The organism is Tepidibacillus sp. HK-1, from assembly GCF_001748485.2.
GTDB lineage: Bacteria > Bacillota > Bacilli > Tepidibacillales > Tepidibacillaceae > Tepidibacillus_B > Tepidibacillus_B infernus.
Map to the genome: position 1 here is coordinate 38,189 of NZ_BDGM02000018.1, position 26,267 is coordinate 64,455.

The window sequence follows — 26,267 nt, forward strand, 5'->3', positions numbered from 1 at the left end:
TGAAAAGCGGCATATAAAATGCCGCTAATTTTCAGATTCTCGCAAAATTTTTGCCCCAATTGCATTTAAAGACTCTTCAATACGCTCATAACCACGATCTACGTGATGAACCTGATGAACAATCGTTTTACCTCTAGCAGCTAAGCCAGCTAAAATGAGAGCAGCTCCTGCCCTTAAATCGGTTGCTTCAACATGAGCTCCTGTTAAATAGGGAACGCCGCGGATATATGCTGTGCTTTGGTCAATCCTGATATCAGCACCCATTCGAATCAATTCGTCTACATGCTTAAATCTAGAATCGAATACCCTTTCCTCCATGATGCTAAAACCCTGTGCAAGCGTTAACAGTGTCATCATTTGTGCCTGCATATCTGTTGGGAAACCTGGATAAGGTGAGGTATAGATCTTTTCAACAGCTTTTAGAGGGGTCATCCTTTTTACGACCATTATATCATTGTCGGTTTCAATTTCAACACCAACACGTTTTAAATATTCGATCACAGATGTTAAATGCTCAGGTATGACATTATTTAGTTCGATACTTCCTCCAGCAATACCTACCACAGTTATAAATGTTCCGGCTACAATCCGATCTGGAATGATTTGATAAGTAATTGGTACAAGTTCTTCAATACCCTTGATTGTAATCACATCTGTTCCTGCCCCAGAAATTTTTGCCCCCATTTGATTTAAGAAATTCTGCAAATCAACAATTTCTGGTTCTTTTGCTGCATAAATGATCTTTGTTTCTCCCCTAGCTTTTACAGCTGCCATCATAATATTTTCAGTTGCGCCTACACTTGGATAATCTAAAGTAATGACCGTTCCTACTAATTCCTTTGCTGTACAGGTAATCAAACCGTCACGATCGATAATCTTAGCACCAAGAGCCTCTAAACCTTTCAAATGAAGATCAATTTTCCTTTCACCAATCGCACAACCCCCAGGTTTTGAAACGCTCACTTGGTTAAATCTAGCTAGTAAAGGACCCATGAGGAAGATCGATGATCTCATCAAACGCATGAGTTCTTCAGGAACCTTTGTTGATAAAATCGAACGAGTATCAATCATCACCGTATGATGGTTAAAATCTACTTGTGCCCCCAAAGAACGCAAAATTTGAATCATCACATCAATATCTAGTAAATGTGGAACATCTTGAATCACATGTGTTCCTTCTGCTAATAGAGAGGCTGCCAAGATAGGAAGTGCAGCATTTTTAGCACCCTGTACTTTTATTTTACCAGACAGAGGCCTTCCACCTTCGATGATCAACTTCTCCAAAGTTCCACCTCCGTTTACCCCTCACCTACCACTTCAATTTCTGTAGTCAATTTTATTTGGTAAACTTCATACACTCGTTCTTTAACATGTTCAATTAATGTGAGCACATCCTTTGCCGATGCCTGACCTATATTCACGATAAAGTTAGCGTGCATCATAGAAATTTGGGCTTCACCCACTTGATAGCCTTTAAGACCCAGCTCTTCTATTAATCTACCTGCATAATCATTTTCTGGATTGCGAAATACACTTCCAGCGCAAGGCAAATGATAGGGTTGAGTTTTTCTTCTTCGATCCTTGAATCGAGCCGTATCTTCTGCAATTTTCTTTTGATTCCCTGGTTTTAATTTAAACGTAGCAGATAGAATGATGCCTCTTTTCTGTTGGAGGATCGATGAACGGTAACTAAATTCAAAGTCTTGATTTTTCCAAGTAACGATTTGTCCGTTCTCTAATAAGACCTCTGCCTCTTCAAAAACATGGGAAATGTCAGAACCGTGGGCACCCGCATTCATATAGATGGCACCCCCAACCGTTCCAGGAATTCCACCAGCAAATTCAAGTCCTGTTAATCCTTGTTTTGCTGCTAAATTTGCTAACCGAATCAGAGAAACACTAGCTCCTACGTGAATATAAGATCCATCAAAGAGGATTTGATTAAACCCCTTATTCATATGAATAATAGCACCATTAAACCCGTGATCCAAGACTAGGAGATTAGAGCCTTTACCAATCACTTTCCAAGGAATCTTAGCTTCGTTTAAAATCGTTAAGGCATCTAATAACCCTTTTTGATTGTCAGGCTCAATGTAAATTCTTGCAGGTCCACCAATTTTCCATGTGTTATGCTTTGATAGCGGCTCATTTTCAACAATTTTACCAATAGGCTGGTCTTTCAGTTTTTGAATCCAGTCTTGCATCTTCTATCCTCCTAATCACGATATTCTCTCACTGGGCTATACGATATACTATGCCTAAATCATTATAGTGTGACAATCGCCTAATTTTTATGATCCATGAAAGTCATCATTTCTTGGTAAAGGTTCGTCGCTGCATCTGGTTTCCCAATCTTTTTAGCTGCATGAGAAAATTTCTTCCTTCTCTCATCATCCATTAGCCAGCGAATTGTTGAAAGTAAATGTACACCATTCAACTCTTTTTCTCGAATCATTTTTGCAGCACCTTGGTCTTCCATCCATTTAGCATTCTTCTCTTGATGATTATTCGTAACATAAGGAGAAGGAATAAGAACCGAAGGAATTCCGAGAGCAGTAATTTCTGCTAAAGAAGAAGCACCTGCACGACTCACAATGAGATCTGTTGCTGCCAATACCTCTGGCATATTGTATAAATATGGATAGATAGACACATTGCTTAAATACTGTTCATCAACCATTTTTAATTGCTCATTGATTGTCTCAAAATGAATTTCTCCTGTAACAAACACAAAGTGATACTCTGGATATTGGTGCAATTCAGGTAACATCTCAAGAAATGCTTGGTTAATCGCCTTTGCTCCTCTACTCCCCCCAAAGACTAAAATGATTTTTTTATCCGCAGAGAGATGTAAGGCCTTTAAACCATTCTCTTTGTTCGCATGAACAACTTCAGTCGCTCTTGGATTCCCTGTAAGACGAATTTTTTTGGCTTTCTTAAAATGCTCTCTTGCCCCTTCAAAACTGATAGCTACAAGATCTACATAACGTGATAAAAATTGGTTGGTAAGCCCAGGAATCACATTTTGCTCATGAATGATCGTTCGTACTTTTTTTTGACTTGCTGCATAAAGAACTGGTCCGCAAACATAGCCACCAGTTCCTATAACAAGATCAGGACGAAATTCCTGTATATATTTCTTTGATTTTTGAACCCCTCTTAAAAACCGAAGTGCCGTTTTTATATTTTCAAAGGATAATTTTCTTTTAAATCCTGAAATTTCAATTTCAACAAAAGGAATCTCCGCATTTTGAACGATTTTTTTTTCTAAGCCATTTTTAGAACCAATATATAGAAATTCTGCATTTGGCTCATGCTTCTTTATCTCTTTCACCATCGCCAATGCTGGATAAATATGCCCACCGGTTCCTCCACCAGATAAAATAACTCTCATATCATCACCTATTTAACGCGAATACCGCGAAATATTTAATAGAATACCAATTGCTGTTAACGTGAGTGTTAATGAAGATCCTCCGTAGCTTAATAATGGTAATGTAATTCCAGTTACTGGAAACATTCCTGTGACAACTCCGATGTTAATCACCACTTGGATCATGACCATTCCAATGATTCCTACTGCTAAAAAACTACCAAATAAGTCAGGTGCAGTAATGGCCACTCGAAAACCTCTCCATAGTAAAATTAAAAAGAGAATAAGAATAAGTCCCCCGCCAATAAAACCTAATTCTTCTGCAAGAATTGAAAAAATAAAATCTGTCTGTGGTTCAGGAACATATAGATGTTTTTGTCTACTCATTCCTAACCCAAGTCCTAGTAACCCCCCTGGTCCTATCGCGTAAAGAGATTGAATCAACTGATAACCAGCCCCACGCGGATCTTGCCAAGGGTCTAAAAAGGCTAAAATTCTTTGAATTCGATAAGGAGCTGCTAGAACAAGACCTGTAAAACCCGCAACTCCAACCATCATTAAACTTAATAAGTGTTTTATTCTTGCTCCAGAAGTATAAATCATTAAGATCGAAGTGCCAACCAATACTGTCCCTGTTCCTAAATCAGGTTGCATCATGATCAATGCAAAAGCAAGGCCAAGAATAGCTAAAGGTGGCATAAGTCCTTTTGTAAAATAAATAATTTCTTGCTGGCGTTCAGATAGACGTTTTGCCAAAAAAATGATCATTGCTAATTTCGTAAACTCTGAAGGTTGAATACTAAACGCTCCAACACCTAACCAGCTAGTTGCACCATTTCTTGTTATCCCTACGCCAGGGATGAGAAGGAGAATCAATAGAAAAAAAACAATCAGCAAACCAATCTTGGCCCATTTTTTCCAAACCCAGTAGTCTATGTTCATCATAAAATACATGGAAACGATCCCTAAAATAGCAAAAAACAATTGGCGCTTAGCATAAAAATACCAATCTCCCATTTCTCGATAGGCTAAAACCGCACTTGCACTATAAACCATTATCACTCCAATTCCTAATAATAAAAGGGTAGCAAGTACAATCCACCAATCGGGATTTGATCTTGATTTTATCATACAGGAACACCTCTTTACCGTCGTTTAAAAAGCTTGTATCACTCTCTATAAAGTCTATGCACAGCATCTTTAAAAATTCGTCCCCGTTCTTCAAATGAAGTAAACATGTCCCAGCTTGCACATGCTGGAGATAATAGAACCGTATCGCCAGCTACGGAGAGTGAATCTGCTAATTTCACAGCATTAGTAACATTATCGACGGTATAAATCATTTGTATCCCTGCAAGTTCTGCAACTCGCTTTAATTTTTCTGCTGTTTGACCAAAGGAAATCAAAGCTTTAACACTTTGTTTAAAAGGTTCGATTAGTTCATAAAAATCAATTCCTCGATCTAGACCCCCAGCGATTAAAATCACTTTTTGATCAAATGATTTTAGCGCCGAAATCGTGGCTTGAGGATTGGTGGCTTTCGAGTCATTAAAATAACTCACTTTCTTCAGGGTGGTTGTCACGAATTCTAAGCGGTGTTCAACTCCTTTAAATTGACGTAATACTTCACGAATTGAATCCCAATCTGCTCCATATAATCGGCTAGCAGTAATTGCAGCTAATGCATTTTCTAAATTATGACCCTTTATAAAAACATCTTTCACGTCAATGACTTCTACTAGGTTGTCGTCATCCTGCCAATAGATTTTGTCATCTTGTAAATATGCCCCCTGAGATACAGGATTTTTTGTGGAAATAAGATAAACTTGGCTCTTAATCGAAGGTAGGAGTTCCATACATTTTTCACATTCAGCATTGATGACAGCATAATCTTGCTCAGTTTGATTTTGGAATAGTTTTGCTTTTGAAGCAATATAATCATCTATCGTTTGGTGATAATCCAAGTGGGCAGGATATAGATTTAATAGTACTGCAATGTTTGGTCGAAAAGAAATCGTTCCTTTTAATTGAAAAGAGCTTAATTCGCTGACTAACACTTGATCACTTGTTGCGTGTAATGCTTGTTCACTAAGTACCGTTCCAATATTTCCAGCTACAATCGGTTGCCGTTTGGCTTGCTTAAGGATCTCACCAATCAATGTCGTTGTTGTTGTCTTTCCATTCGATCCAGTAATTCCTATCATTGGTGATTTCGAAAGTTGATAAGCGATTTCTACTTCAGTTACAATGGGTATTTTTAGTAGTATTGCCTGTTCTACTAGAGGAATGGTATAAGGAATTCCTGGATTTTTTACAAGTAGGTCCGTTTCCTCCGTCAATAAATCATCTGGGTGTCTACCACAAATGACCTGAATCCCTAATTCCTCCAATTCCTTTTTCTCAGGACATTTTTCTTCTGGTTTCACATCGTTAACAATCACTTTTGCCCCTAATTGATGTATAATTTTTGCGATCGTTGTCCCACTTTTTGCAAGTCCCAAAACGACAACGTTTTTCCCCTCAAACTTGACCATGTTTCATCTCTCCTATTAATGTAGCACCTCTAGATAGATACCTAATCCTGCAAATATAAATCCAACTATCCAAAAGACCATCACTACTTTCCATTCAGACCAACCGGACAACTCAAAATGATGATGGATTGGACTCATACGAAAAACTCGTTTTCCTCTCGTCTGGAAGGAAATGACTTGAATGATGACGGATAGCACCTCTAATACATAAACACCACCGATAATGACCAAAAGTAATTCCGTCTTCGTTAAAATGGCCATCGTTGCAAGAGCCCCACCAATCCCTAATGAGCCAGTGTCTCCCATAAATAACTTAGCAGGATGAGCGTTTTTTACAAGAAAGCCTAAAACTGCCCCTACCATTGCAGCACCAAAAATGGCAACCTCAAACTGAGTAGTACTCAAAGCGATAATTGAAAATGCACCAAAAGAAATGGCACTACTACCTGCAAGTAAACCATCTAATCCATCAGTTAAATTCACTGCATTTGAGGTTCCAATGACCATAAAGAGAATAAAAGGAAAATAAAGCCATCCCATATGAATTTCCCAAGGTAAGCCAGGAATATACAATGTGGTATCATGGCCTTGCTTAAGTAAAAAATAAGATAAAAGAACCGAGATGAATAATTGTCCAAGAAGTTTTTGTTTTGCTGTTAGTCCTAAGTTTCTTTTCTTGATGATCTTGATAAAATCATCAAGAAAACCCAAAAAACCAAATCCTAAAGTTACTAAAAGTAAAAGAAATAAGTTCTGGTTTAAAGGTGAAAATTTTAAAACTGTAAAAATAAGGGCTAAATAAATAATGATGCCACCCATAGTAGGAGTTCCAGCTTTTTTTTGATGTAATTGTGGCCCTTCCTCCCTAATTGACTGTCCAAATTTAAGTCTTCTTAAGATCGGAATAAATAAAGGGCCAAGTAGTGTGGCAATCAAAAATGATGCGATGATGGTATAAATAATAATTCGTAGTTCCATAATTGTTTTTTCCCCTTTTTCATCCCTTTATTTTTCAGTAAGAGTGGTTAAACCAAGCTTTCGACCACTTTCTCTAAATGTACTCCTCTAGAGGCTTTTAGCAAAATCATGGTTTTTGGGTTTGAATGTTGTAATACAAATTCAGATAAGTGGTTAAAATCTTTAATATAATGAACCTGTTCTTCAACCATTCCAGCTTCTTGTGCCCCTTCAGCAATCCATCGCCCATCTTTACCCGTTGTAACGAGTAAATCAATCTGTAAGCCTGCACAGACTCTTCCAATTTCCAAGTGATATTCTTTCGCATATTCACCTAATTCTAACATGTCCCCTAATACCGCTATTTTTTTATCGTTTTGAAATGTAGAGAGTAATTGTAAACTAGCTTTCATTGAAGTGGGACTGGCGTTATATACATCATTCAAAAGGATCGCTCCATTTTTAGCGATCATCTTTTCAAGGCGCATGCTAGTCAACTTAGGATCTTTCAACCCTTGTTGAATCTTCTCAATCGAAATATGAAGACACTTCCCCACTTCAACCGCCATTAAAGCATTGATCACATTGTGTAGACCTAATAATGGTAAAGAATAAGAAACTTGATCTTGGCTATTAAATTGAATTCCCTTTGTTCCATCTAGATTTACTTTTACAGGGTAAACATCATTTTCTTTGTTTTCTCCTACCCATTTTAAATGAAAATGAAGATTTTGGTTGGCTAAATAGTCGCGTAGTAAAGGCTCATCTCCATTTAAAATAAGTGTACCATTTTCTTGTAAACCTTCAATGACTTCTAATTTAGCTGCAGCAATTGCTTTTCTTGAACCCAAAAATTCAATATGGGACTCTCCGATATTTGTTATCACTGCAATCTGGGGCTTAGCAATTTCAGAAAGAAGCGCAATTTCTCCTTTATTGCTCATTCCCATCTCAATCACAGCCAATTCTGTTTCTTCGGGCATCGTTAACAAGGTTAAGGGTACACCAATATGGTTATTCAAATTTCCTTTTGTTTTGTGAACAGTGTATGTTGTAGAAAGAACAGAAGCAATTAAATCTTTGGTCGTCGTTTTTCCATTACTTCCAGTCACAGCAACAATGGTGGGATTTATCTTTTTACGATAATATTTCGCTAAATCTTGCAAGGCAACCAATGTATCGGCAACAAGAATAAAAGGAATCTTCACATCTTTAGGAATCGTCTTTAACGATTGCCACAAGGCTACCACTGCACCTTGCTCCTCTGCCATTTTGATAAATTGATGGCCATCAAATCGTTCACCAATTAAGGGGACAAATAAATCCCCTTTTGTAATTTTTCTCGAATCAGTGCTTACCCCTGTTACCACTAGCTTTTCAGCAAAAGGTTGATAAAGCCGACCAGAAACGGATTGGATGATTTCATTTAATGTTAACTTCATGAGCGCTTGCTCCTTATCGCATCTCTTGCTATTTCCCGATCATCAAAATGAATCGTTTTATTTTTTAAAATTTGATAGGTTTCATGACCTTTTCCAGCAATGAGAATCACATCGTCTTTCTTTGCTTGTGAAACCGCATATTCGATTGCTTCTTTTCGATCAATGATTACAATATATTTATTCGTATCAACCCCTGTTTTTTCAATTCCAACTAAGATGTCGTGGATGATTTGCTCTGGATTTTCTGACCGAGGGTTATCAGATGTAACTACAGCGATATCACTATATTTAACAGCAATCTCTCCCATGATTGGACGCTTCGTTTTATCACGATCACCACCAGCTCCAAAGACGCAGTAAATTTTGCCTTTTGCAAATTCCTTTACTGTTTTTAAAATATTTTCCAAGCTGTCAGGAGTATGGGCATAATCCACCAAAACGGTATAATCCTGTCCTTCATTCACTGGCTCAAAACGACCGTCAACTCCGGAGATTTGTTCTAAACTTTGCTTTATTTGATCAAGAGAAATTCCTTCGATCAATCCAACAGTCATTGCTGCAAGCGCATTATAAACACTAAATTTACCAATCATTTTTAGTTGAATATCAATATTGCCTCTAAAAGTTTCTACTGCAAAGGATGTACCTTGGGCATCAATATGAATATCCAAGGCTTTAACATCTGCATCATGATCAATTCCATAGGTTATGACTTGTGCAGCAGTAACTTGTTGAAAATATTCACTTGCCTGATCATCGGCATTTAAGACTGCGTATTTATTTTCTTCGAGTAACGAATGAAATGTATTTCCTAATTGAGAAAATAATAATCCTTTCGCATCACGATATTTTTCCATGGTCAGATGATAATCTAAATGATCTTGAGTTAAATTGGTAAAAACACCAATATGATAATTGACTCCTCTCACTCTTCCCATGTCTAACGCATGAGAAGAAACCTCCATAATAGCGTAGTCTGATCCCACCTTCACCATTTTAGCAAAACTTTGCTGTAATAAAAGAGCATCTGGAGTGGTATTTTTTGCCTCGACGATCTCATTACCAATTTTCATCTTGATCGTCCCAATTAAACCAGAAAGATGGCCTTGATCTGCAAGAATTTTTTCGATTAAATGTGTTGTTGTTGTTTTTCCATTTGTACCAGTTACACCGATCACTTTCAACTTTTGTGAAGGATGTTGGTAAAACAGATCCGCAATCATCGCCATGGCAAAGCGTGCATCTTTTACAATGACTTGGGGAACTTGAAGATCTAATGGCCTTTCACAAAGAATTGCCACTGCTCCTTGTTCTACGGCCTTTTGAGCAAAATCATGTCCATCAACTGTAAAACCAGGCAAGCAAATAAATAAGTCACCCGCTTTTACCTTTCTTGAATCTACTTCAACTCCATTTATTTCAACATTGGGATTACCAATCATTTTAGCTGTTAAAATAGGTGCTATGATTTGAGATAATTTCATAATCTCTGTCCCTCCTAAACCTTAGTTCCATTATAGACAAAAACAGATTAAAAAAGACAATAAATAAAGATACGAAGTAAACATATAAACAAAAGAAAAGCCAGGTTACCAAACTTTCTCCTGGCAATTCTATCAGATTTATTTTAATCCCCTTTTTGTTGATTGTCACTAAAATAAATTCGAATCGTTGAACCTTTTTCAACTCTTTCACCAGGTTTTGGAATTTGTTGAACTACCCTCATTCCATCACCCTTTGCTTCTAATTTGAAATTATAATATAGATTACGTATATCATTCCTTGTTACACCAATCAGATCAGGTACCTCTACATAAGGGGTATCGATTCCATATCTATCTTTTCTTGGAAGTTGGTCCTTTCTTGGCTTAACCCCTAGATATTGCAAGCTATCTTCTAAAATATTTTTTACGATAGGGGCAGCGACAACACCACCAAATTGGATTCCCTGTGGGTTATCAATGGCAACATAAATCACAATTTCTGGTTTATCCGCTGGAGCAAATCCAATAAAGGAAACAATATGGTTATTTGCTAAATACCCACCATTTGGTCCAATCTTTTGGGCCGTACCTGTTTTTCCTCCCACTCGATAACCATCGATATAGGCGTTTCTACCAGTACCATTTGCTACAACACTTTCAAGGGTTTCTCTTACCTTTTTTGAAGTTTCAGGTGAGATGACCTGTCGCTTTACTTCTGGACTATTGATCAAAAGCACTTCATCTGTTACAGGGTCATGGACTTCTTTAAGTAAATGTGGCGTTAAGAGTTTTCCTCCATTGATTGCTGCTGAAACAGCTGCAACCTGCTGAATCGGAGTAACCGAAACCCCCTGCCCAAAGGAAGTGGTTGCTAATTCCACAGGACCAATTCGATTCATATCAAACAAGATTCCTTTTTGTTCACCCCTCAAATCAATTCCGGTCTTAGCACCAAAACCAAAGGATTTAATATAAGAAAATAATTTCTCTGTTCCTAACTTTTGCCCCATCACCACAAAACCTGGATTACAGGAATTTTCGACAACTTGTAAAAAAGTCTCTGAACCGTGTCCCCCGCTTTTCCAACAATGGAGATCTGTACCTGCTACATTAATATAACCCGGGTCAAAAAACTGATCAGTTAAGTCTATTTTATCTTCCTCAAGGGCAGCTGCAAGTGTGATAATTTTAAAGGTAGAACCTGGTTCATAGGCCATCCAGATCGGAAGATTACGATTATAGATTTCGCTTGGATAATCAGCAAAGTTTGTAGGATCATAATTTGGCCGACTAGCCATCCCAAGGATTTCTCCCGTATTGGGATCCATTGCAATCGCTATGGCATGCTCTGCTTGATAGGTAAGCATTGCTTGATCTAGTTCTCTTTCAATATAAGATTGGATATTTTTATCAATGGTTAAGATTAGATTATTCCCATCCTTTGGTGGAGTGAAAGAATCACTTTGATTAGGCATTCTTCTGCCAGTAACATCTGATGGAAAGGAAATGGCCCCATCTTTTCCCGTTAACAAATCGTCGTACACCACTTCAATTCCAGCCAAACCTTGGTTATCAATCCCGACAAAACCTAAGATATGGGAAGCAAAATCTTTTTCAGGATAAAAGCGTCTGCTTTCTTCAGCAATTGCAATGCCAGGCAATCTTAATGCTTTGATTTTTTTGGCATCTTCTTCGGAAATTTTTCGAGCCACTTTGACGATCAATGTTCTTTGTGTAATCAGTTTATATATTTTTTCTTCACTCATATGTAAGATATTAGCTAATTCTCTAGCTGCCTTCTGTGGTTCTCTAACTTGGACAGGAATGGCAACTACTGTTGGTGCACTGATATTGTAAGCTAAAATTTCTCCGTTGCGATCGTAGATTTTTCCCCTTTTTGCTTCAACTGGTATATCTCTTTTAAAAAGCTCCTCTGCTTGTTCAGCTAACCATTTCCCTTGAACAAGTTGAATATATCCCAATCTGCCAATAAGAGAAATAAACAGAAAGGTTCCAATGATTAAGGAAAGCCAGATCCGTTTTCTTACTGTGACTTGAGAAACGCGTCTCACCTTTTGTCCCCCTTTTCAAACTCTTTCTATATCAACTTTATTCAGAGTTTGAAATCAATAGAACAAGCTATTGAAGGAGCGAAGGATCTATTAATTCTACTTCAATTTTTTGTCCTTGATAGGGAGTATCAGGTGATAAACTTTGACTTATAACGATACCACTACCCTTAATTTGTATGTTGATATCTAAAATAGAACTAATCTCTAATACTTCTCTTAATGATTTTCCAATAAAATGAGGAACTTTCCATTCACCTTTAGGAACAGTAATTAAGTATGCTCTTTCACCTTTAGCCATTTCTGTATCTTTCTCAGGAAATTGTTGTAACACTTTTTTCCCATTGCCAATCACGATAGGCAGTATCTGCTTCTCTATTAAACTATTTTTGGCGTTTACCAATGGCTGATTGATAAAATCAGGAATTTTAACTATTTCTGCTTTTTGCTTTTGTATACTTTCGTTGCTGTCAATCGGCACTTTTAGGTATCTTAAGCTATTTTGCATGATTTCTTTAAAAATTGGTGCTGCTACAGTACTCCCATAATATGGAATTTCTAAGTCTGGTTCATCCACAGCGACATAAACAATCAGTTTGGGATCATTTGCAGGGGCAAAACCAATAAAGGAAACAATATTTTTATTTTTTAAGTATTTACCATCAGGGCCTATCTTTTGTGCTGTACCTGTTTTACCTGCAACATGGTAACCTTCTATATAACCTGGCTTTTCTCCGAAGTCTACTACCTTTTCTAATACCTCACGTGTCTTTTTAGCGGTTTCTTCAGATATAACTCTCTTTTTAACAATAGGTTCATTTTTCACAATAACTTTATGTGTTTTAGGGTCGCTTATTTCCTTAACTAAATAAGGTTGCATCAACTTTCCCCCATTGGCAACTGCGGAAACAGCCATCACTTGTTGAATGGGGGTGACGGCAACTCCTTGGCCAAAAGACATCGCCGCTACATCTAGAGGGTAAGCTTGTTTTACATCTTTCATAATTCCTACCGATTCATTTGGGAGATCAATGCCTGTTTTTTGACCAAAACCAAAGTCATTGATATAAGAAAATAATTTCTCTTTGCCTAATCTTTCATAGCCTAAGTGAACAAAAGCTACGTTGCTTGAGCGCTGTACCCCTTCAAGAAAGCTAATCGTACCCCATCCACGTCCTCCATTATGGTCCCTAATCACCTTTCCAGGCACCTGAATTCTACCAGATTGATAGGTTTCGTTGGGGTTAAATTTTCCTTCCTCAATCGCCGCAGCAAGGGTGACGATTTTGAAGGTAGAACCTGGCTCAAATTGGAAGTTGATCGCGTTGTTGCTGTAATTTTCAATATTCCAATACTGATTCGGATTAAAGGTAGGGCGATTAGACATAGCCAAGATTTCACCGGTGTGGGGATCAGCAACAATAGCAACCATCCTTTTAGGGTTATACATTGTCTCTGCTTTATCTAATGCACTTTCTACATATTGCTGGATCGTTTTGTCGATCGTTAGTTTTAAATCTTGGCCATCCTTCACTGGTTGAAAAAGTTCTTCACCATCTGGTAATTCGTACCCTTTTAGATCTTTCATTACCTTTAACTGTCCGGGTTCTCCCCGTAGCTGTTGATCATATTGACTCTCTAAACCCATGATGGCTTTATTATCATAATTGATGAATCCAAGAACATATGCAGCCAAAGAATTGTTAGGATAATACCTTTTCGTTTCTTCTTTTAAAATAATTCCTGGTAAATTTAAGGCCTTAATTTTATCAGCAGTATCTTTATCTATTTTCCAACCACCTGGTCTAAGTTCCACTTGAAAAGCTTGCTTCGTTAATAATGTGTAAAGGTCGTTTTGTTCCATTTTAAGAATAGGCGATAATTTTAATGCAGTATTCAAAGGGTCTGTTACATGATTCTTATATTCATTTGAAAGAATAGCAACTACCGTGTAAGCAGGTGCATTGTAAGCTAATCGGTCTTCATTCCGATCAAAAATCGTACCTCTTTTAGGTTCAATTGTTGTATTTCGATTCCAGATGTTTTTAGCCTTCTCTTTTAACATTGTGGCTTCCACTGACTGAATATAAAACGATCTTGAAATCAAGACAAAAAAGAGAAAGGTTATCCCAATCCCTGCAAAAATTGCTCTTCTATTGATCAATTGTTTTGTCTTCATCCTCTTCACCTAAAAGTTACTTCAATTTAGTGTTTTCGATAATATAATGACTTGCTCTTCATTTAATGCCATACCAAGTTCTTCTTGAGCAATTTTAATAATACGTTCTGGGGCACTTAATTCAGCGATTTTTAGTTGCAAAGTATCATTCTCCTCATTGGTTTTAGCAATCGATTTTTCTAGGTTTTGAATCGAATAGTTATATTCAGAAATTTGGGCATAACCGGAAATGATAAAACCTGCTAAAATAACAACAAATAGAACCGTCAGTAAATAGAATAATTTTTCCTTAACAGGAAGGCTTTTTTTATTAACCTTACGAATTCTTTGTTGATGTGGAAGTGATTTTTGTTGTGTTTGATAAGCTAAGTTGCCATTTGTATAAATCGCCATGAAGTTTTCCCCCTATAGTTTTTCAGCTATTCTTAATTTTGCTGAACGTGCCCTTTGATTATCAGCTATTTCTTGTTCCGTTGGTATAATCGGTTTTTTGGTAATGATCTTTACTTCAGGTTGTTGTCCACACGTGCATACTGGGAAGTCAGGCGGGCAAATACAACCTTGTGCAAAATCTGAAAATACTTTTTTACATATACGGTCTTCCAAGGAATGAAAGGTAATCACACTGGCCCTTCCTTGAGGTCTAAGCATTTCTATGGCATCCTTTAATGCCTGTTCAAAAGCATTTAACTCATCATTCACAGCAATGCGAATCGCTTGGAAAGTCCGTCTTGCTGGATGTGGGCCTGATCTGCGAGCAGGAGCTGGAATCGCTTCTTTAATTAACTCTACTAACTCTCCCGTCGTTTTGATTTGTTTTTCTGAACGATGTTGCACAATTTTTTTTGCAATCTGGCGTGAAAATTTTTCTTCGCCATATTGATAGATGATTCGCGTTAAGTCTTGTTCAGGCCAGGTATTAACAATGATTTCTGCTGTTAACTCCTGTGTTTGATCCATCCGCATATCTAACGGGGCATCATAATGGTAACTAAATCCTCTTTCTCCTTCATCCAATTGTGGAGATGAAACCCCTAAATCAAATAACACACCATCTATCTCATAAATTCCTCTTTCATTTAAAACCTGTTTAAGTAATCGAAAGTTGGTTTTGATCAGGGTTACTTGATCTCCATATTTTTGCAATCGATCTTTCGCCGCTTCAAGCGCATGATCATCTTGATCTAAGCTAAACAATTTACCTTCTTCACCTAATTTAGAGGCAATTAAAATAGAGTGACCTGCACCTCCTAGGGTACAATCCACATAGATCCCATTTTCTTTAATATCTAACCCATCTACCGCCTCATATAATAGTACTGTTGTATGCTTAAACATGTAGATAGCCTCCAATATTACAAGTCAAAGTCAACAATCTTTTCAGCAATTTCATTAAAGGACTCTTCTGATTCTTGATAATAGCTTTCCCATAATTCTTTACTCCATATCTCTACTCGATTAGAAACACCAATAAATACACATTCTTTTATCAGTTCTGCATATTCCCTTAAATTGGGTGGTAAGCTTACTCTTCCCTGTTTATCTACTTCACATTCAACAGCACCGGAAAAAAAGAATCTAGTAAACTTTCTTGCATCAGCTCTAGTAAAAGGTAACGATTTTAATTTTTGTTCGACTTGCTGCCATTCAGATTGTGTATAAACAAACAAGGATTTATCTAATCCTCTTGTAATCACAAAGGTAGATCCTAATTCATCACGAAATTTGGCAGGAATAATGACTCGGCCTTTATCATCAATATTATGTTGAAATTCACCCATAAACATGCCAAGTCACCCCATTTCCCCTCCATTATCATCCACTTTACACCACAATCCACCACTTTTATTTTGTTATTCTTTAAATAAAAAAAAAATCCTGCTAATTTACAGGACTTTTTTAAAAAATAATACTTTATACCTTGTTTTTGGTTTTTGTTAAAAAAAATAAGTCAAAAGACCTAATTTTTCTTCATCAACACCATATTAATTCCCATTTGTGGATCAGCCGATAAATTGGGATCAAATTTTTTCTGAGCTTGATCTGTTTCTTGATATTGAATCGTCTCTAATTGCAAAACAGAATGCCAAATATGAAAATGTTCATATAATGCTTTTTTTACATCATGTAAAAGATCATGCCCTTCTGAAACGGGTTGATTTTTCACCACCACATGGGCTGTTAACATCACTTCTTCTGCTGAAATCCCCCAAACATGAATATCATGTACAGCATGAACCCCTGGTACTTGTTCCATTACCTCCTTGATCATATCCACATTTAGCCCTTCTGGAACGGCTTCTAAAAGGATACGAATGGATTCCCTTAACATACGAAAAGCCCCTCGTAAAATGACACTTGCAAAAATTATACTTATCATAGGGTCAATCCAAAGCCATCCAGTGAAATGTAATAATACTCCGCCAATAATGACTCCTGCATAGGAAAAGACATCACCAACAAAATGCAATACTGCACTTTTTACATTTAAGTTTTGTTTTTCTTTTTTTAAAAATAAAACAATCGTCCCTGTTACTAGGACTCCAAGCAAAGCAAGATAGATCATTCCCAATGATCCAACGGGTTCCGGTGTAAAAATACGGGTAATCGCTTTATAATAAATATAAAATGAAATTCCAATTAATGTAACATTATTAAAGAAAGCTGCAAATATTCCTACGCGATGATAGCCAAAGGTTAAACGTTTATTAGCTGGCCTTCTTGTTTGGCGAAGTGCAAACCAACTTACTCCTAAAGCAAGAATGTCACTAAGCAAATGCCATGCATCGCTGAGAATAGCTAAACTGTTCGTGATCAACCCACCAATGATCTCAGCAATAAATAAAATAGATGTCAACCAAAACGCAATATTAATTCCTCTTGTCTTCGTTTCAACCACATGATGAGTATGAGACAACGCAAATCAACTCCTCAGATTGGAACCACTCATAATAGAATACTACAAAATCTTGAACATTTTTCAGTTAAAATTGTGATAAAACAATGAAAAAAAGTTTGTATATTCCAATGCGCTCCGTTGTCCGTGCATTTCTTGGAATAAAACATAAGGTAAGAAATACACTCCCAAAAGTCGCTGCTTATGGAATATACAAACTTCAATGATAAGTTGAAGAAAAATGGATTCTTCTTTCACTTTTGTGGGTTAGTTAAAACTCGTTCTGGATGAGTATAAATGTTTAGATGGTCTCCTCGAATAAAACCAATGGTCGTAATATTCAATTCTTCAGCTAACTGTAATGCAAGATGCGTAGGGGCTGCCTTTGAAAGAAGAATTCCTACACCTATTTTTGAAACCTTGATCAACACCTCTGAAGAAATACGACCACTAAAAGCAATCAATTTATTTCCTAAGTTTATCCCATTTTTGATTGAATAGCCGTAAAGCTTATCTAATGCATTATGTCTTCCAATATCTGTACGGAAAATCATCTCTCCATCTAAGCTACACAAAGCAGCATTATGTACTCCACCTGTTTCTTTGAAAATGGTTGAACTTTCATGTAAGTGATTCATCATTTGAATACTATCTTCAATGGTAATCTTTAAATTCGAATTGATTGTCTTTGCTGTTTTTACATCATTTTCAAAGTAAAAGTTCCTACTTTTCCCACAACAAGAGCCGATAAATCGCTTGATATAATCATGCGGAGAAAATTTTGGCTTGTTTTTGATCTCTACATATGCAAACCCTTTCGATTCGATGATCGTGATGGAGATGACCTCTTCGATAAAACGAATCACACCTTCCGAGGCTAAAAAACCAATTATCATTTCTTCTAAATGAGAAGGAGAGCAAATAATCGTAGCAAACTCTTCCCCATTTAGAAAAATCGTCAGAGGCATTTCATAAGCAATTTCATCCTCTACTTCTTGCCATTGCTGTTCGTGATATTGAATAATATTTTTCTTCACTGATAATGGATGTTCGATCATGATCACTTGTTATTTTCATCCATTTCATCTTCACGAATATAAGTAAACCAATAAGCACTAGCAACAGCAAAACAACCTTCAACGGCATTACCAAGATAGACAGGAACAAAATTACTGATCGTGATCCAAAACCAGTTGCGAACGAGCTGAAAACTTGTTATTATTTTGGAATACCAAGCGATAGAGACTGCCATCATATTGCCTGTCAGCAATTCTCCTCCTGCAATCAATACAAAAATAAGACCAACTGGGAAAACTGCAGCTCCCAAAAAAGAGCCGAACGTTCCCCAATCCTTTGGTAAATTAGCAACGACACGAACATCTAATAGAAAACCCATAGCGATAAATGCTCCTGCAAGAAAGCCTAATACCAACATATTGGATAAAGGAAGTTTTGCTTTTTTCACCCCTTGTTCTACTGTGAATTTTGCAATTCGTTGGGGATTGTGATAATTATAATCCAAATTTCATTCCTCCCTTACAAACCACTTTTATATAACTCCTTGATGAATTTTCCTGGAATTGATCGAGGGTGGTGCCATCGATCGTTCCACATATTTCACAAATCTTAGTCATTCTTATCCTCCTGTAGGTTTATCTGATCATCCATTTTATCTGTTTCTACCTTACCCTTTTTAAGCATTAGATTGTATCCTGCATCAAGTATTGCTTGTTTGAAATCAGTAATAGAAGCGGCATGCTCATCATAGCTAATCAGCGCATTTCCGTTTTTTTCATTGATAACCACTTCTCTTACTCCCCAAACATCTTGCAATACCTCTTTCACTCGATCTGCATCAACTTTTGTATTGATTCCTTGAACAGCGATATTTTCAGTTAACATGGTTAACCCTCCTTTTGCCTAATGCACAGGATTGGCGTCAGATTGCAATTCTTCACCCATACCTTTTAAGAAGTTCATAAATAAATTAAGTGATGCTCGAATTTCAGGATCCCTTGCATCTTTTAACATCGTCCATAAACTTGGTGCCTTTTCGTCACCAGCTTCATTCATCCCTCGTTCAAGCCCTCTAGCTAACCCCTTTAATCCGTTTAACAGTGTTTCCACCTGCCCTGGGTCAAGACTCCCTAGGAATTTTAATCCTTGTATGATATTTTTAACCAAATGGTGAACACCTGGTTGATTCATTTGTGTAATGGCAATTTTTCCTACCTTTTGCCGATTTTTCAATATTCCATCAGCGATTTGAAGCAACCCTGCATCGCTCATTCCTTTAAATACATCTAAGGCAATAAAAATCGTTTCTCGATTTTCCGCTACTTTTTCAAGGATTTGTTGAATGGATTGTTCACGTTCTTCTGCCTTGTTAGGAACTTTCTTGTTAATACGTGTAATCGCTTGGGCCATTTTGATCCCCTCCATTCGTTAACATTTCAGGAATTGGGATATAATCTGAACGCTTCCATTTTTCCTCTACATTTACCCCAATTTGAGGAACACGATGACCAAAACGGTGATTCACGCGTGGTAATGGTGGTTCTCCATCTTTTTCTAAGATTTCCATCTTTACATCCATCTCCTTGTAAGCAGGAGTATGGGTAACCTTATCATGATAACTACTTGTTAAATGGTTCACCGAGGAATTATCTTTTGTTGAGTTCATCGTTAAGTAGAGTTCTTTTCCTTTGACTCGTTCAGTGATGTGTGTTCTCACTTCCACTTTTCCATATGGGGAAGTTAGACGAACCAAGGTACCATCCTTAAGCCCACGTTCCTTCGCTAGTTCTGGGGAAACTTCAAGCCATGGTTCCGGTACTTTGTGCGTAATTCCCTCTGATTTATAGGTCATATTTCCTTCGTGAAAATGTTCAAGTAAACGACCGTTATTCAGATGTAAATCAAATCCTTTACCTGGTTTAAAAGGTGGTGTCCAATCAACCGGGAAGAATCTTGCTTTCCCATCCTTAAATGGAAAACGTTCCTCAAATAGTCGTAATGAACTTGTTCCATCTGGTTTAACTGGCCAGAGTTGGCTATTCCACCCCTCTAATCGATCGTAAGAAACTCCTGCAAATAATGAGGCTAAACTAGCCGCTTCCGCCATAATCTCAGAAGGATGATCATAACGCCAATTGGCACCCATCTTATTAGCCAACTCTTGGAAGATCAACCAGTCAGGTTTGCTATCTCCTAATGGATCAAATACTTGATAAAAGCGTTGAATCCGACGCTCGGTATTTGTGAAGGTTCCTTCTTTTTCTAAACTTGGGGAGGCTGGAAGTACCACGTCCGCAAATTGAGCTGTTTTTGAGAAAAAGATATCTTGTACGACAAAGAATTCTAGCTTCTCAAAGTTTCCTTGAACATAATTCACATTGGAATCAACAAGTCCCATTTCTTCTCCAAACAGGTACATCGCTTTAATTTCGCCCTTTTCTATCCCTTCAACCATTTGATGGTTATCATAACCTGGTTTTTTAGGAAGCTTAACTCCCCATGCTTGTTCATAGCGAGCTCGAACCAGTTCATTTTCTACAGGCTCATATCCAGGAAGAAAAGTAGGCATTGTACCAAAATCAGAAGCTCCTTGGACATTATTATGTCCTCTTAATGGATACGCTCCTGTCCCCGGTCGGCCATAATTTCCTGTTACTAACAATAGATTGGAAATGGCCGTACTGGTATCTGAAGCTCCCATGTGTTGAGTAACTCCCATCGCCCATAATATGCACATGCTTTTCACTTCATGAATCATGTTAGCAAGCTTAAGGATTTCTTCTTTTGAGATTCCTGTGATTTCTTCAGCATATTCAAGAGTAAATTTCTTTAAGGATGCTTTATATTCTTCATATCCATTCACACGGTTGTTGATGAAATCCTTATCTTCCCAGCCCTGGTCAATCAAATATTTTGTGATCGCTGAAAGTAACACTAAATCTGTTGCAGGATTTGGATGAAGATGAATGTCTGCTCTTTGAGCCATTTCATTTTTCCGTAAGTCAATCACTGCTAACTTTTGGCCATGAAGTTTGTGTGCTCGCTTGATTCGTGTAGCTAAAACAGGGTGAGATTCTGCGGGATTAGCACCGATAATTAAGATCATGTCACTCTCAGCAATATCATGGATCGTTCCAGAATCGCCGCCATATCCCACCGTACGGAATAAACCAGTTGTTGCAGGTGTCTGACAATATCTTGAACAATTATCTACATTATTTGTACCGATTATAGATCGAGCGAATTTCTGGAAAAGATAATTCTCTTCATTACTACATTTTGATGAGGAGATAAACGCCAAAGAATCTGCTCCACTTTTTTCTTTGATCTCTCTAAATTTTGTTGCAACTAGGGTTAAAGCTTCATCCCATGTGGCTTCTCTAAAATGATCTCCCTCTCGGATCAATGGTTTTGTTAGTCTTTCTTCACTGTTGACAAAATCCCAGCCAAATTTTCCTTTAACACAAGTAGAAATCCCGTTAACAGGACCATCTACATGCGGTTCTACTTTGAGAATTTTGCGTCCTTTTGTCCAGATTTCAAAACTACAGCCAACCCCACAATATGTACATACGGTTTTTGTCCGTTTGATCCTAGTTTCACGCATAGCTGATTCCATTTCAGAAATCGCAAAAATCTCTTGATAGCCTGGTTCAACTTCTTTTGTAATATCTATCATTGGTTCTAATATATCTTTGTGAATTCCAGTGAGGTATCCTGCTTCACCTAGCATGGATTTTTCCATTAGCGCATTACATGGACAAACCGTGACACAATGTCCACAAGAAACACAAGAAGATTGGTCAATCGGAACATCCTGATCCCAAATGACTCTTGGGATCTCCCGGCTCCAATCGATAGTCAATGTTTCATTCACTTGAAGATCTTGGCAAGCCTCTACACACCTACCACAAACAATACATTGCCTGGTTCGTAGCGATAAAAGGGATGAGAGTTATCTGGTGGGTATGGCTTTGGACGAAATTCATATTTTTGATGTTCAATCTCTAAATATTCAGCAGTATTATGTACTTCACAATTTCCGTTATTGTTATCGCATACAGTACAATAAAGTTCATGATTTTTTAAAATTCTAGACATGGCCTCTAGTTGAGACGCCTTTACAAGTTCTGAATGGGTATCTACTTTCATCCCTAATTTTGCTGGTGTTTTACAAGAACGAACGAGTTCCCCATCTACATTAACTAGACAGGTGTCACAAGTCCCTATCTCTCGCAAATTAGGGTGATGGCAGATACTAGGAATATAATAATCATGAGCTCTAGCTACTTCTAAAATCGTTTGACCAGGTTTCACTTCGAATTCTTGATCGTCAATCGTAATGGTAAAATTATCCTCATTCATGATCTATCACCTTCAGGATTTTAAGCTAGGAATAGTTTTTTACAACGTGAGGAAAATTATACCTCTGTCTATTTTCTTTATATTCTCATCTTAAATATAAAGTCAAAAAATAGATATTAATGGATACATTAAAAAGTGGGAATCCCATGTTAGAAATACATGGTTCCCACTTTTTTAAAAGGTAGAAAGTAAACTTTCTTTCAATATTTATTGGAATCCCACAAAAGTAATCGGAGTATGCTTCAAAGGAAGGCGTCACTTTTGTGAGCTATATTAATCTCTGGCTGGTTGATAGATACAGTAAGGCTCTTCCGCCATATAATTGCCGGTTTCATAGAAGGCTCTAGCCCGACACCCTGAACAAACATTGATGTATTCACATACACTACATTTCCCTTCTAGACTCTCTTGATCACGAAGTTTCAAGAAAACAGGAGACTCATTCCAAATCTCCTTTAGCGTCTGTTTTTTTACATCTCCAGCTTCTACTGGAAGATAACCACATGGTTGAACCTTTCCTTTATGAGAAATAAAGAACACTCCTGTCCCAGCTAAACATCCCTTTGTCATTGCTGCCATTCCATGAGTTTGAAAGGTGACTTTCTCTCCTCTTTCTTTTGCCTTTTGCCTGATAATCCGATAATAGTGAGGAGCGCAGGTCGCTTTTATTTCTAACGGAGCTTCACGAGACTGTTCAGAAAACCAAGCTAAAACCTCCTCGTATTGTTCTGAAGGAAGCATTTGGTTCTCAGCAATTTGAATACCACATCCTACAGGCACAAGCATAAACAGATGAAGAGCTACTGCTTTTTTATCTACTGCTAACTGAAGTAATTCTTCGATTTGATCTACATTATGCTTGCTAATGGTTGTGTTAAATTGCACGTCTACCCCAGCATCTTGTAAAAATTTGGCTCCTTCTAGCGCTTGGTCAAAGGCACCAGGAATTCCACGAAATCCATCATGAGTTTCTTTATTTGCTCCATCGATACTAATCGAAACCCGTTTAATTCCTATTTCTTTTATTTTGCGGGCATGATATTGGTCAATCAATGTTCCATTAGTGGCAAGAGCCACTTTTAAACCTTTTTGTAAAGCATAACTTGCAATCTCATAAAAATCAGGTCGATAAAGCGGTTCCCCACCTGTCAAGATAAGGATCGGATCCCCTAAGGAAGCGATTTGATCAATTACCTGATAAGCTTCTTCGGTCGACAATTCTTCTTTATTTCGATTTGGTTGAGCCGTCGCGCGACAATGAACACATTTTAGATTACACCCTTCAGTTAATTCCCAAAAAATAAGGCGTGGCTGCATCTATTTCTCCCCCTTATACGATCCCGATCTCTTCGTCTGTTAGATAACAAGCAGGATCTGATGCCCAAAAGTTTCCAGTTGCAGCTTCTGCCCTTGAACGGAAATTACCGTTACAAATCTGAAGCCATTGGCAGGAAGCACATCTTCCTTCAAGTAAGGGTTTACGATTTTTTAAACCATTTAAAATAGGATGTTCTGCTTTGGACCAAATATCACCAAAATGTTGTTCTCTAATATTTCCAAAGGTATGATTTTGGGTAAATTGATCTGCATGTACATTACCACGATGATCTATATTTGCAATGGCGATTCCTGAACGATTGCCACCATTTCGTTGTAACATTTCTAGGATAAAAGCAGCTTGTTCTGGGTTTTTTTCTTTCATTTTGAGATAAAGGTAAGGACCGTCAGCGTGATTATCAACCGTCAAGATTTCTTTTTCAAGACCTCTATGATGGAAATCTAACGTTCTTTCTATAATAATATTTAATGCATCCCTCGTTTCTTCATGGGTTAAATCTTCCTTCATCATCTCACTACCTCTACCTGAATAACCTAGATGATAGAAACAAGCTCTATTAATGTTCTCCTTTTCCATAAAATCAAAAATATCATTTAGTTGAAGATAATTATGTTTATTGATCGTAAATCGTAATCCAACCCTTTGTCCAACCTCTATTAAATGGCGAACCCCATTTAAAGCTTTTTCAAAAGCACCTTTTGATCTTCGAAATTCATCATGTTTTTCATTGATTCCATCAAAGGAAACGCCTACATAGCCAACGCCAATCTCTTTGATTGTATTAGCCATTTCTTGATCAATCAGTGTACCATTTGTAGAAAAAGTTACTCTTATTCCTTTGTTGATCGCATATTCGGCTAATTCTAATATATCTTCACGAATCAAAGGTTCTCCACCAGATAAAAGAAGTACCGGAACTTGAAAGTCCGCTAGCTGATCAATCATTTGTTTTGCTTCTTCTGTTGAAAGTTCATTTTCATACTTTATTGATTCAGAACTAGAGTAACAATGAATACAGTGTAGATTACAAGTCCTCGTTACATTCCATACCACGACAGGCCCGTGGTTTAAATGCGTGCCATTTACTCGCCCATGTGCACCCTTACTATAGCGTAATTGATCCCCAAAATTACTTGAATTGGTTAAAAGTTTTGTAATTCCTATCATTTTCTCTCCCCCCCTAAGACGCTATGTTACATTCTAATTATACAAGAAGTATTGCCTATGTACAAAACAAACCTATAACAAAAAAAAGAATATACGCGATACTAAACAAAATAAAACTTAATTTTGAAGTGGCAATCATGATTTTTCTTAAGCTAATTTTTCGTTTTATTTTCCATTGTAGAAAACCAATACTTGTTATCAAAAACAACACCCAGAAAAACACCCACCAAAATCCTTGCTTTAATTGAAAGATAAATTTAATTTGAGCACTTACAGCCGAAAAAAGAAGAATTGTGGTCGAATGAAACGCCCAATTAAATGCATGTTTCTTTTCTTTTCCCATAAAAACCATCAAATAATAAATAAGAAAAAAGGAAATAAACGGAACCGTCGCTATCAAAGCATAAGTTTTTATAAAAACGCCCAAAAGAAACACTCCTTATTACAAAATCGCATTCTTTCCCAAGGTTATTCTTCGGAAAAAACATGATCAATTCCTGCTTTGTAAGTGAATTTCTTTTCCGAATATTTAGGATTTATTTTAATTTACTTTTAATTTAGATTTTTGTAAAATTTTTAATAAAAATATACCATTCTTACGACTTTTATAGTACAATATAAGAAAATAAAGAATATTTTAACAATAATATCCCCTTTTTCAAAACAATGGTTTTTATTTAAATTTAGGGAGGCGGATGAAATGGCTTTATCAAAAGTATTACAGTTAAAAGTAAACTATAAGACGATGGATGACTTTAAAAAATTTAGAGAATATGGTTTGGCTGAATTAGCCATGCTAGAAGATCTTGAGGCCAATTTAATTGAAGATGAAATGAATTCTCCATTTTTCGGGATTTATGATGATGATATGTTGGTTGGAAGAATGAGCTTATATCGTGTTGATCGTAAATATGACCAATTCTTTAGTCCTCCACAGGACTATTATGAACTGTTTAAATTAGAAGTGTTACCTGAATACCGCAATCAAAAAATAGGAACAGCACTCGTCAAATATGCAAAAAGTCTAGGACACCCTATTAAAACCAATGCTAGAAATCGTTCAGATGATTTTTGGCTTAAGATGGAATTTGTACCAGTTAAATATGACATGATTCGCGATAGGGGTGAAAACCCTTACATTTGGCATCCTGATGGTGTCGGCGTTCAGTGGTAAATACTTTTCACGCAAATAAGCAAATCTAAAGAATCGGGTAGGAGACTGGCCATTATTTGACCAGCCGACCTCCCACAGCACCGTACGTACCGTTCGGTATACGGCGCTTCCAAAGTTTACACGTCACTTCACAGAATAACACTCGCTAAAACTTAGATATCCAGCTCGCTTAAATCGCTCGTTAGATAGGGCTTTTGTCAAGATAGGGCTATGAGCAGTACGCCAATAGCCTTTTCTTGTATTCGCCCACATCCACGCTTGCTCCTCACTC

23 protein-coding genes and 1 pseudogene are annotated in these 26,267 nt (G+C 37.2%); 1 reads left to right on the top strand and 23 read right to left on the bottom strand.

What is annotated here, in order from left to right:
- Window positions 1–24: 24 nt before the first annotated feature.
- From murA to BEN26_RS14310, 23 genes and pseudogenes are all read right to left on the bottom strand, one after another.
- The gene (murA, locus tag BEN26_RS10205; protein WP_069798209.1) at window positions 25–1,284 is read right to left on the bottom strand and encodes a UDP-N-acetylglucosamine 1-carboxyvinyltransferase; all 1,260 of its coding nucleotides are present in this window, start codon (window positions 1,282–1,284) and stop codon (window positions 25–27) included.
- 14 nt (window positions 1,285–1,298) lie between these two features.
- Entirely contained in the window at window positions 1,299–2,204 is a 906-nt protein-coding gene (murB, locus tag BEN26_RS10210) for a UDP-N-acetylmuramate dehydrogenase (protein WP_069798207.1), read from the bottom strand.
- Between the two features lie 80 nt (window positions 2,205–2,284).
- On the bottom strand, window positions 2,285–3,394 hold the full coding sequence (gene murG / locus BEN26_RS10215) for an undecaprenyldiphospho-muramoylpentapeptide beta-N-acetylglucosaminyltransferase (RefSeq protein WP_069798205.1): 1,110 nt from the start codon (window positions 3,392–3,394) through the stop codon (window positions 2,285–2,287).
- 12 nt (window positions 3,395–3,406) lie between these two features.
- Window positions 3,407–4,504, bottom strand: a complete 1,098-nt coding sequence (gene spoVE, locus BEN26_RS10220) for a stage V sporulation protein E (RefSeq protein WP_069798203.1) — start codon at window positions 4,502–4,504, stop codon at window positions 3,407–3,409.
- A gap of 38 nt (window positions 4,505–4,542) precedes the next feature.
- A complete protein-coding gene (gene murD, locus BEN26_RS10225; protein WP_069798201.1) occupies window positions 4,543–5,907 on the bottom strand; it encodes a UDP-N-acetylmuramoyl-L-alanine--D-glutamate ligase in 1,365 nt (454 codons plus the stop codon).
- A 15-nt stretch (window positions 5,908–5,922) separates the two neighbouring features.
- Window positions 5,923–6,885: a phospho-N-acetylmuramoyl-pentapeptide-transferase gene (mraY, locus tag BEN26_RS10230; protein ID WP_068724703.1), complete on the bottom strand. Its 963-nt coding sequence runs from the start codon at window positions 6,883–6,885 to the stop codon at window positions 5,923–5,925.
- Window positions 6,886–6,932: 47 nt separating this feature from the next.
- A complete protein-coding gene (locus tag BEN26_RS10235; protein WP_069798199.1) occupies window positions 6,933–8,306 on the bottom strand; it encodes a UDP-N-acetylmuramoyl-tripeptide--D-alanyl-D-alanine ligase in 1,374 nt (457 codons plus the stop codon).
- Window positions 8,303–9,790, bottom strand: coding sequence for a UDP-N-acetylmuramoyl-L-alanyl-D-glutamate--2,6-diaminopimelate ligase (locus tag BEN26_RS10240; protein ID WP_069798197.1), 1,488 nt, complete (start codon window positions 9,788–9,790; stop codon window positions 8,303–8,305). Before BEN26_RS10240 ends, BEN26_RS10235 begins: the two co-directional genes overlap by 4 nt.
- Window positions 9,791–9,933: 143 nt before the next feature.
- Window positions 9,934–11,862, bottom strand: coding sequence for a stage V sporulation protein D (locus BEN26_RS10245; protein WP_069798195.1), 1,929 nt, complete (start codon window positions 11,860–11,862; stop codon window positions 9,934–9,936).
- Between the two features lie 67 nt (window positions 11,863–11,929).
- The gene (locus BEN26_RS10250) at window positions 11,930–14,038 is read right to left on the bottom strand and encodes a penicillin-binding protein (RefSeq protein WP_069798193.1); all 2,109 of its coding nucleotides are present in this window, start codon (window positions 14,036–14,038) and stop codon (window positions 11,930–11,932) included.
- Window positions 14,039–14,059: 21 nt separating this feature from the next.
- A complete protein-coding gene (gene ftsL / locus BEN26_RS10255) occupies window positions 14,060–14,431 on the bottom strand; it encodes a cell division protein FtsL (protein ID WP_069798191.1) in 372 nt (123 codons plus the stop codon).
- A gap of 12 nt (window positions 14,432–14,443) precedes the next feature.
- The gene (rsmH, locus tag BEN26_RS10260; protein ID WP_068724711.1) at window positions 14,444–15,376 is read right to left on the bottom strand and encodes a 16S rRNA (cytosine(1402)-N(4))-methyltransferase RsmH; all 933 of its coding nucleotides are present in this window, start codon (window positions 15,374–15,376) and stop codon (window positions 14,444–14,446) included.
- A 17-nt stretch (window positions 15,377–15,393) separates the two neighbouring features.
- Complete coding sequence (gene mraZ, locus BEN26_RS10265; RefSeq protein WP_068724714.1) at window positions 15,394–15,825, bottom strand: division/cell wall cluster transcriptional repressor MraZ; 432 nt, start codon at window positions 15,823–15,825, stop codon at window positions 15,394–15,396.
- A 173-nt stretch (window positions 15,826–15,998) separates the two neighbouring features.
- Window positions 15,999–16,955, bottom strand: a complete 957-nt coding sequence (locus tag BEN26_RS10270) for a cation diffusion facilitator family transporter (protein ID WP_069798189.1) — start codon at window positions 16,953–16,955, stop codon at window positions 15,999–16,001.
- 233 nt (window positions 16,956–17,188) lie between these two features.
- On the bottom strand, window positions 17,189–17,992 hold the full coding sequence (fdhD, locus tag BEN26_RS10275) for a formate dehydrogenase accessory sulfurtransferase FdhD (RefSeq protein WP_069798263.1): 804 nt from the start codon (window positions 17,990–17,992) through the stop codon (window positions 17,189–17,191).
- Between the two features lie 2 nt (window positions 17,993–17,994).
- Window positions 17,995–18,456: a formate/nitrite transporter family protein gene (locus BEN26_RS10280; protein WP_084818733.1), complete on the bottom strand. Its 462-nt coding sequence runs from the start codon at window positions 18,454–18,456 to the stop codon at window positions 17,995–17,997.
- The gene (locus BEN26_RS14125) at window positions 18,446–18,568 is read right to left on the bottom strand and encodes a hypothetical protein (RefSeq protein WP_255421888.1); all 123 of its coding nucleotides are present in this window, start codon (window positions 18,566–18,568) and stop codon (window positions 18,446–18,448) included. Before BEN26_RS14125 ends, BEN26_RS10280 begins: the two co-directional genes overlap by 11 nt.
- Window positions 18,561–18,836, bottom strand: a complete 276-nt coding sequence (locus BEN26_RS10285) for a heavy-metal-associated domain-containing protein (protein WP_069798187.1) — start codon at window positions 18,834–18,836, stop codon at window positions 18,561–18,563. The genes BEN26_RS14125 and BEN26_RS10285 overlap by 8 nt, the downstream gene beginning before the upstream one ends.
- Before the next feature lie 18 nt (window positions 18,837–18,854).
- Window positions 18,855–19,361 carry a helical membrane plugin domain-containing protein gene (locus BEN26_RS10290; protein ID WP_069798185.1) on the bottom strand — a complete coding sequence of 169 codons (507 nt, stop codon included), beginning with the start codon at window positions 19,359–19,361 and terminating at the stop codon, window positions 18,855–18,857.
- Window positions 19,336–22,316 (bottom strand): annotated as a pseudogene (fdhF, locus tag BEN26_RS10295) (formate dehydrogenase subunit alpha). The gene BEN26_RS10290 and the pseudogene fdhF overlap by 26 nt, the downstream one beginning before the upstream one ends.
- Window positions 22,317–22,589: 273 nt before the next feature.
- Window positions 22,590–23,633 (bottom strand): radical SAM/SPASM domain-containing protein, encoded by a 1,044-nt coding sequence (locus tag BEN26_RS10300; RefSeq protein ID WP_069798183.1) that lies wholly within the window; start codon window positions 23,631–23,633, stop codon window positions 22,590–22,592.
- 13 nt (window positions 23,634–23,646) lie between these two features.
- Window positions 23,647–24,822 (bottom strand): putative heme d1 biosynthesis radical SAM protein NirJ1, encoded by a 1,176-nt coding sequence (gene nirJ1, locus BEN26_RS10305; protein ID WP_068724722.1) that lies wholly within the window; start codon window positions 24,820–24,822, stop codon window positions 23,647–23,649.
- Window positions 24,823–24,877: 55 nt separating this feature from the next.
- On the bottom strand, window positions 24,878–25,258 hold the full coding sequence (locus tag BEN26_RS14310) for a DUF3397 family protein (RefSeq protein ID WP_082732414.1): 381 nt from the start codon (window positions 25,256–25,258) through the stop codon (window positions 24,878–24,880).
- A 264-nt stretch (window positions 25,259–25,522) separates the two neighbouring features.
- Here BEN26_RS14310 and BEN26_RS10315 point away from each other — a divergent pair, with 264 nt between their 5' ends.
- Complete coding sequence (locus BEN26_RS10315) at window positions 25,523–25,996, top strand: N-acetyltransferase (RefSeq protein ID WP_068724726.1); 474 nt, start codon at window positions 25,523–25,525, stop codon at window positions 25,994–25,996.
- Window positions 25,997–26,267: the final 271 nt, after the last annotated feature.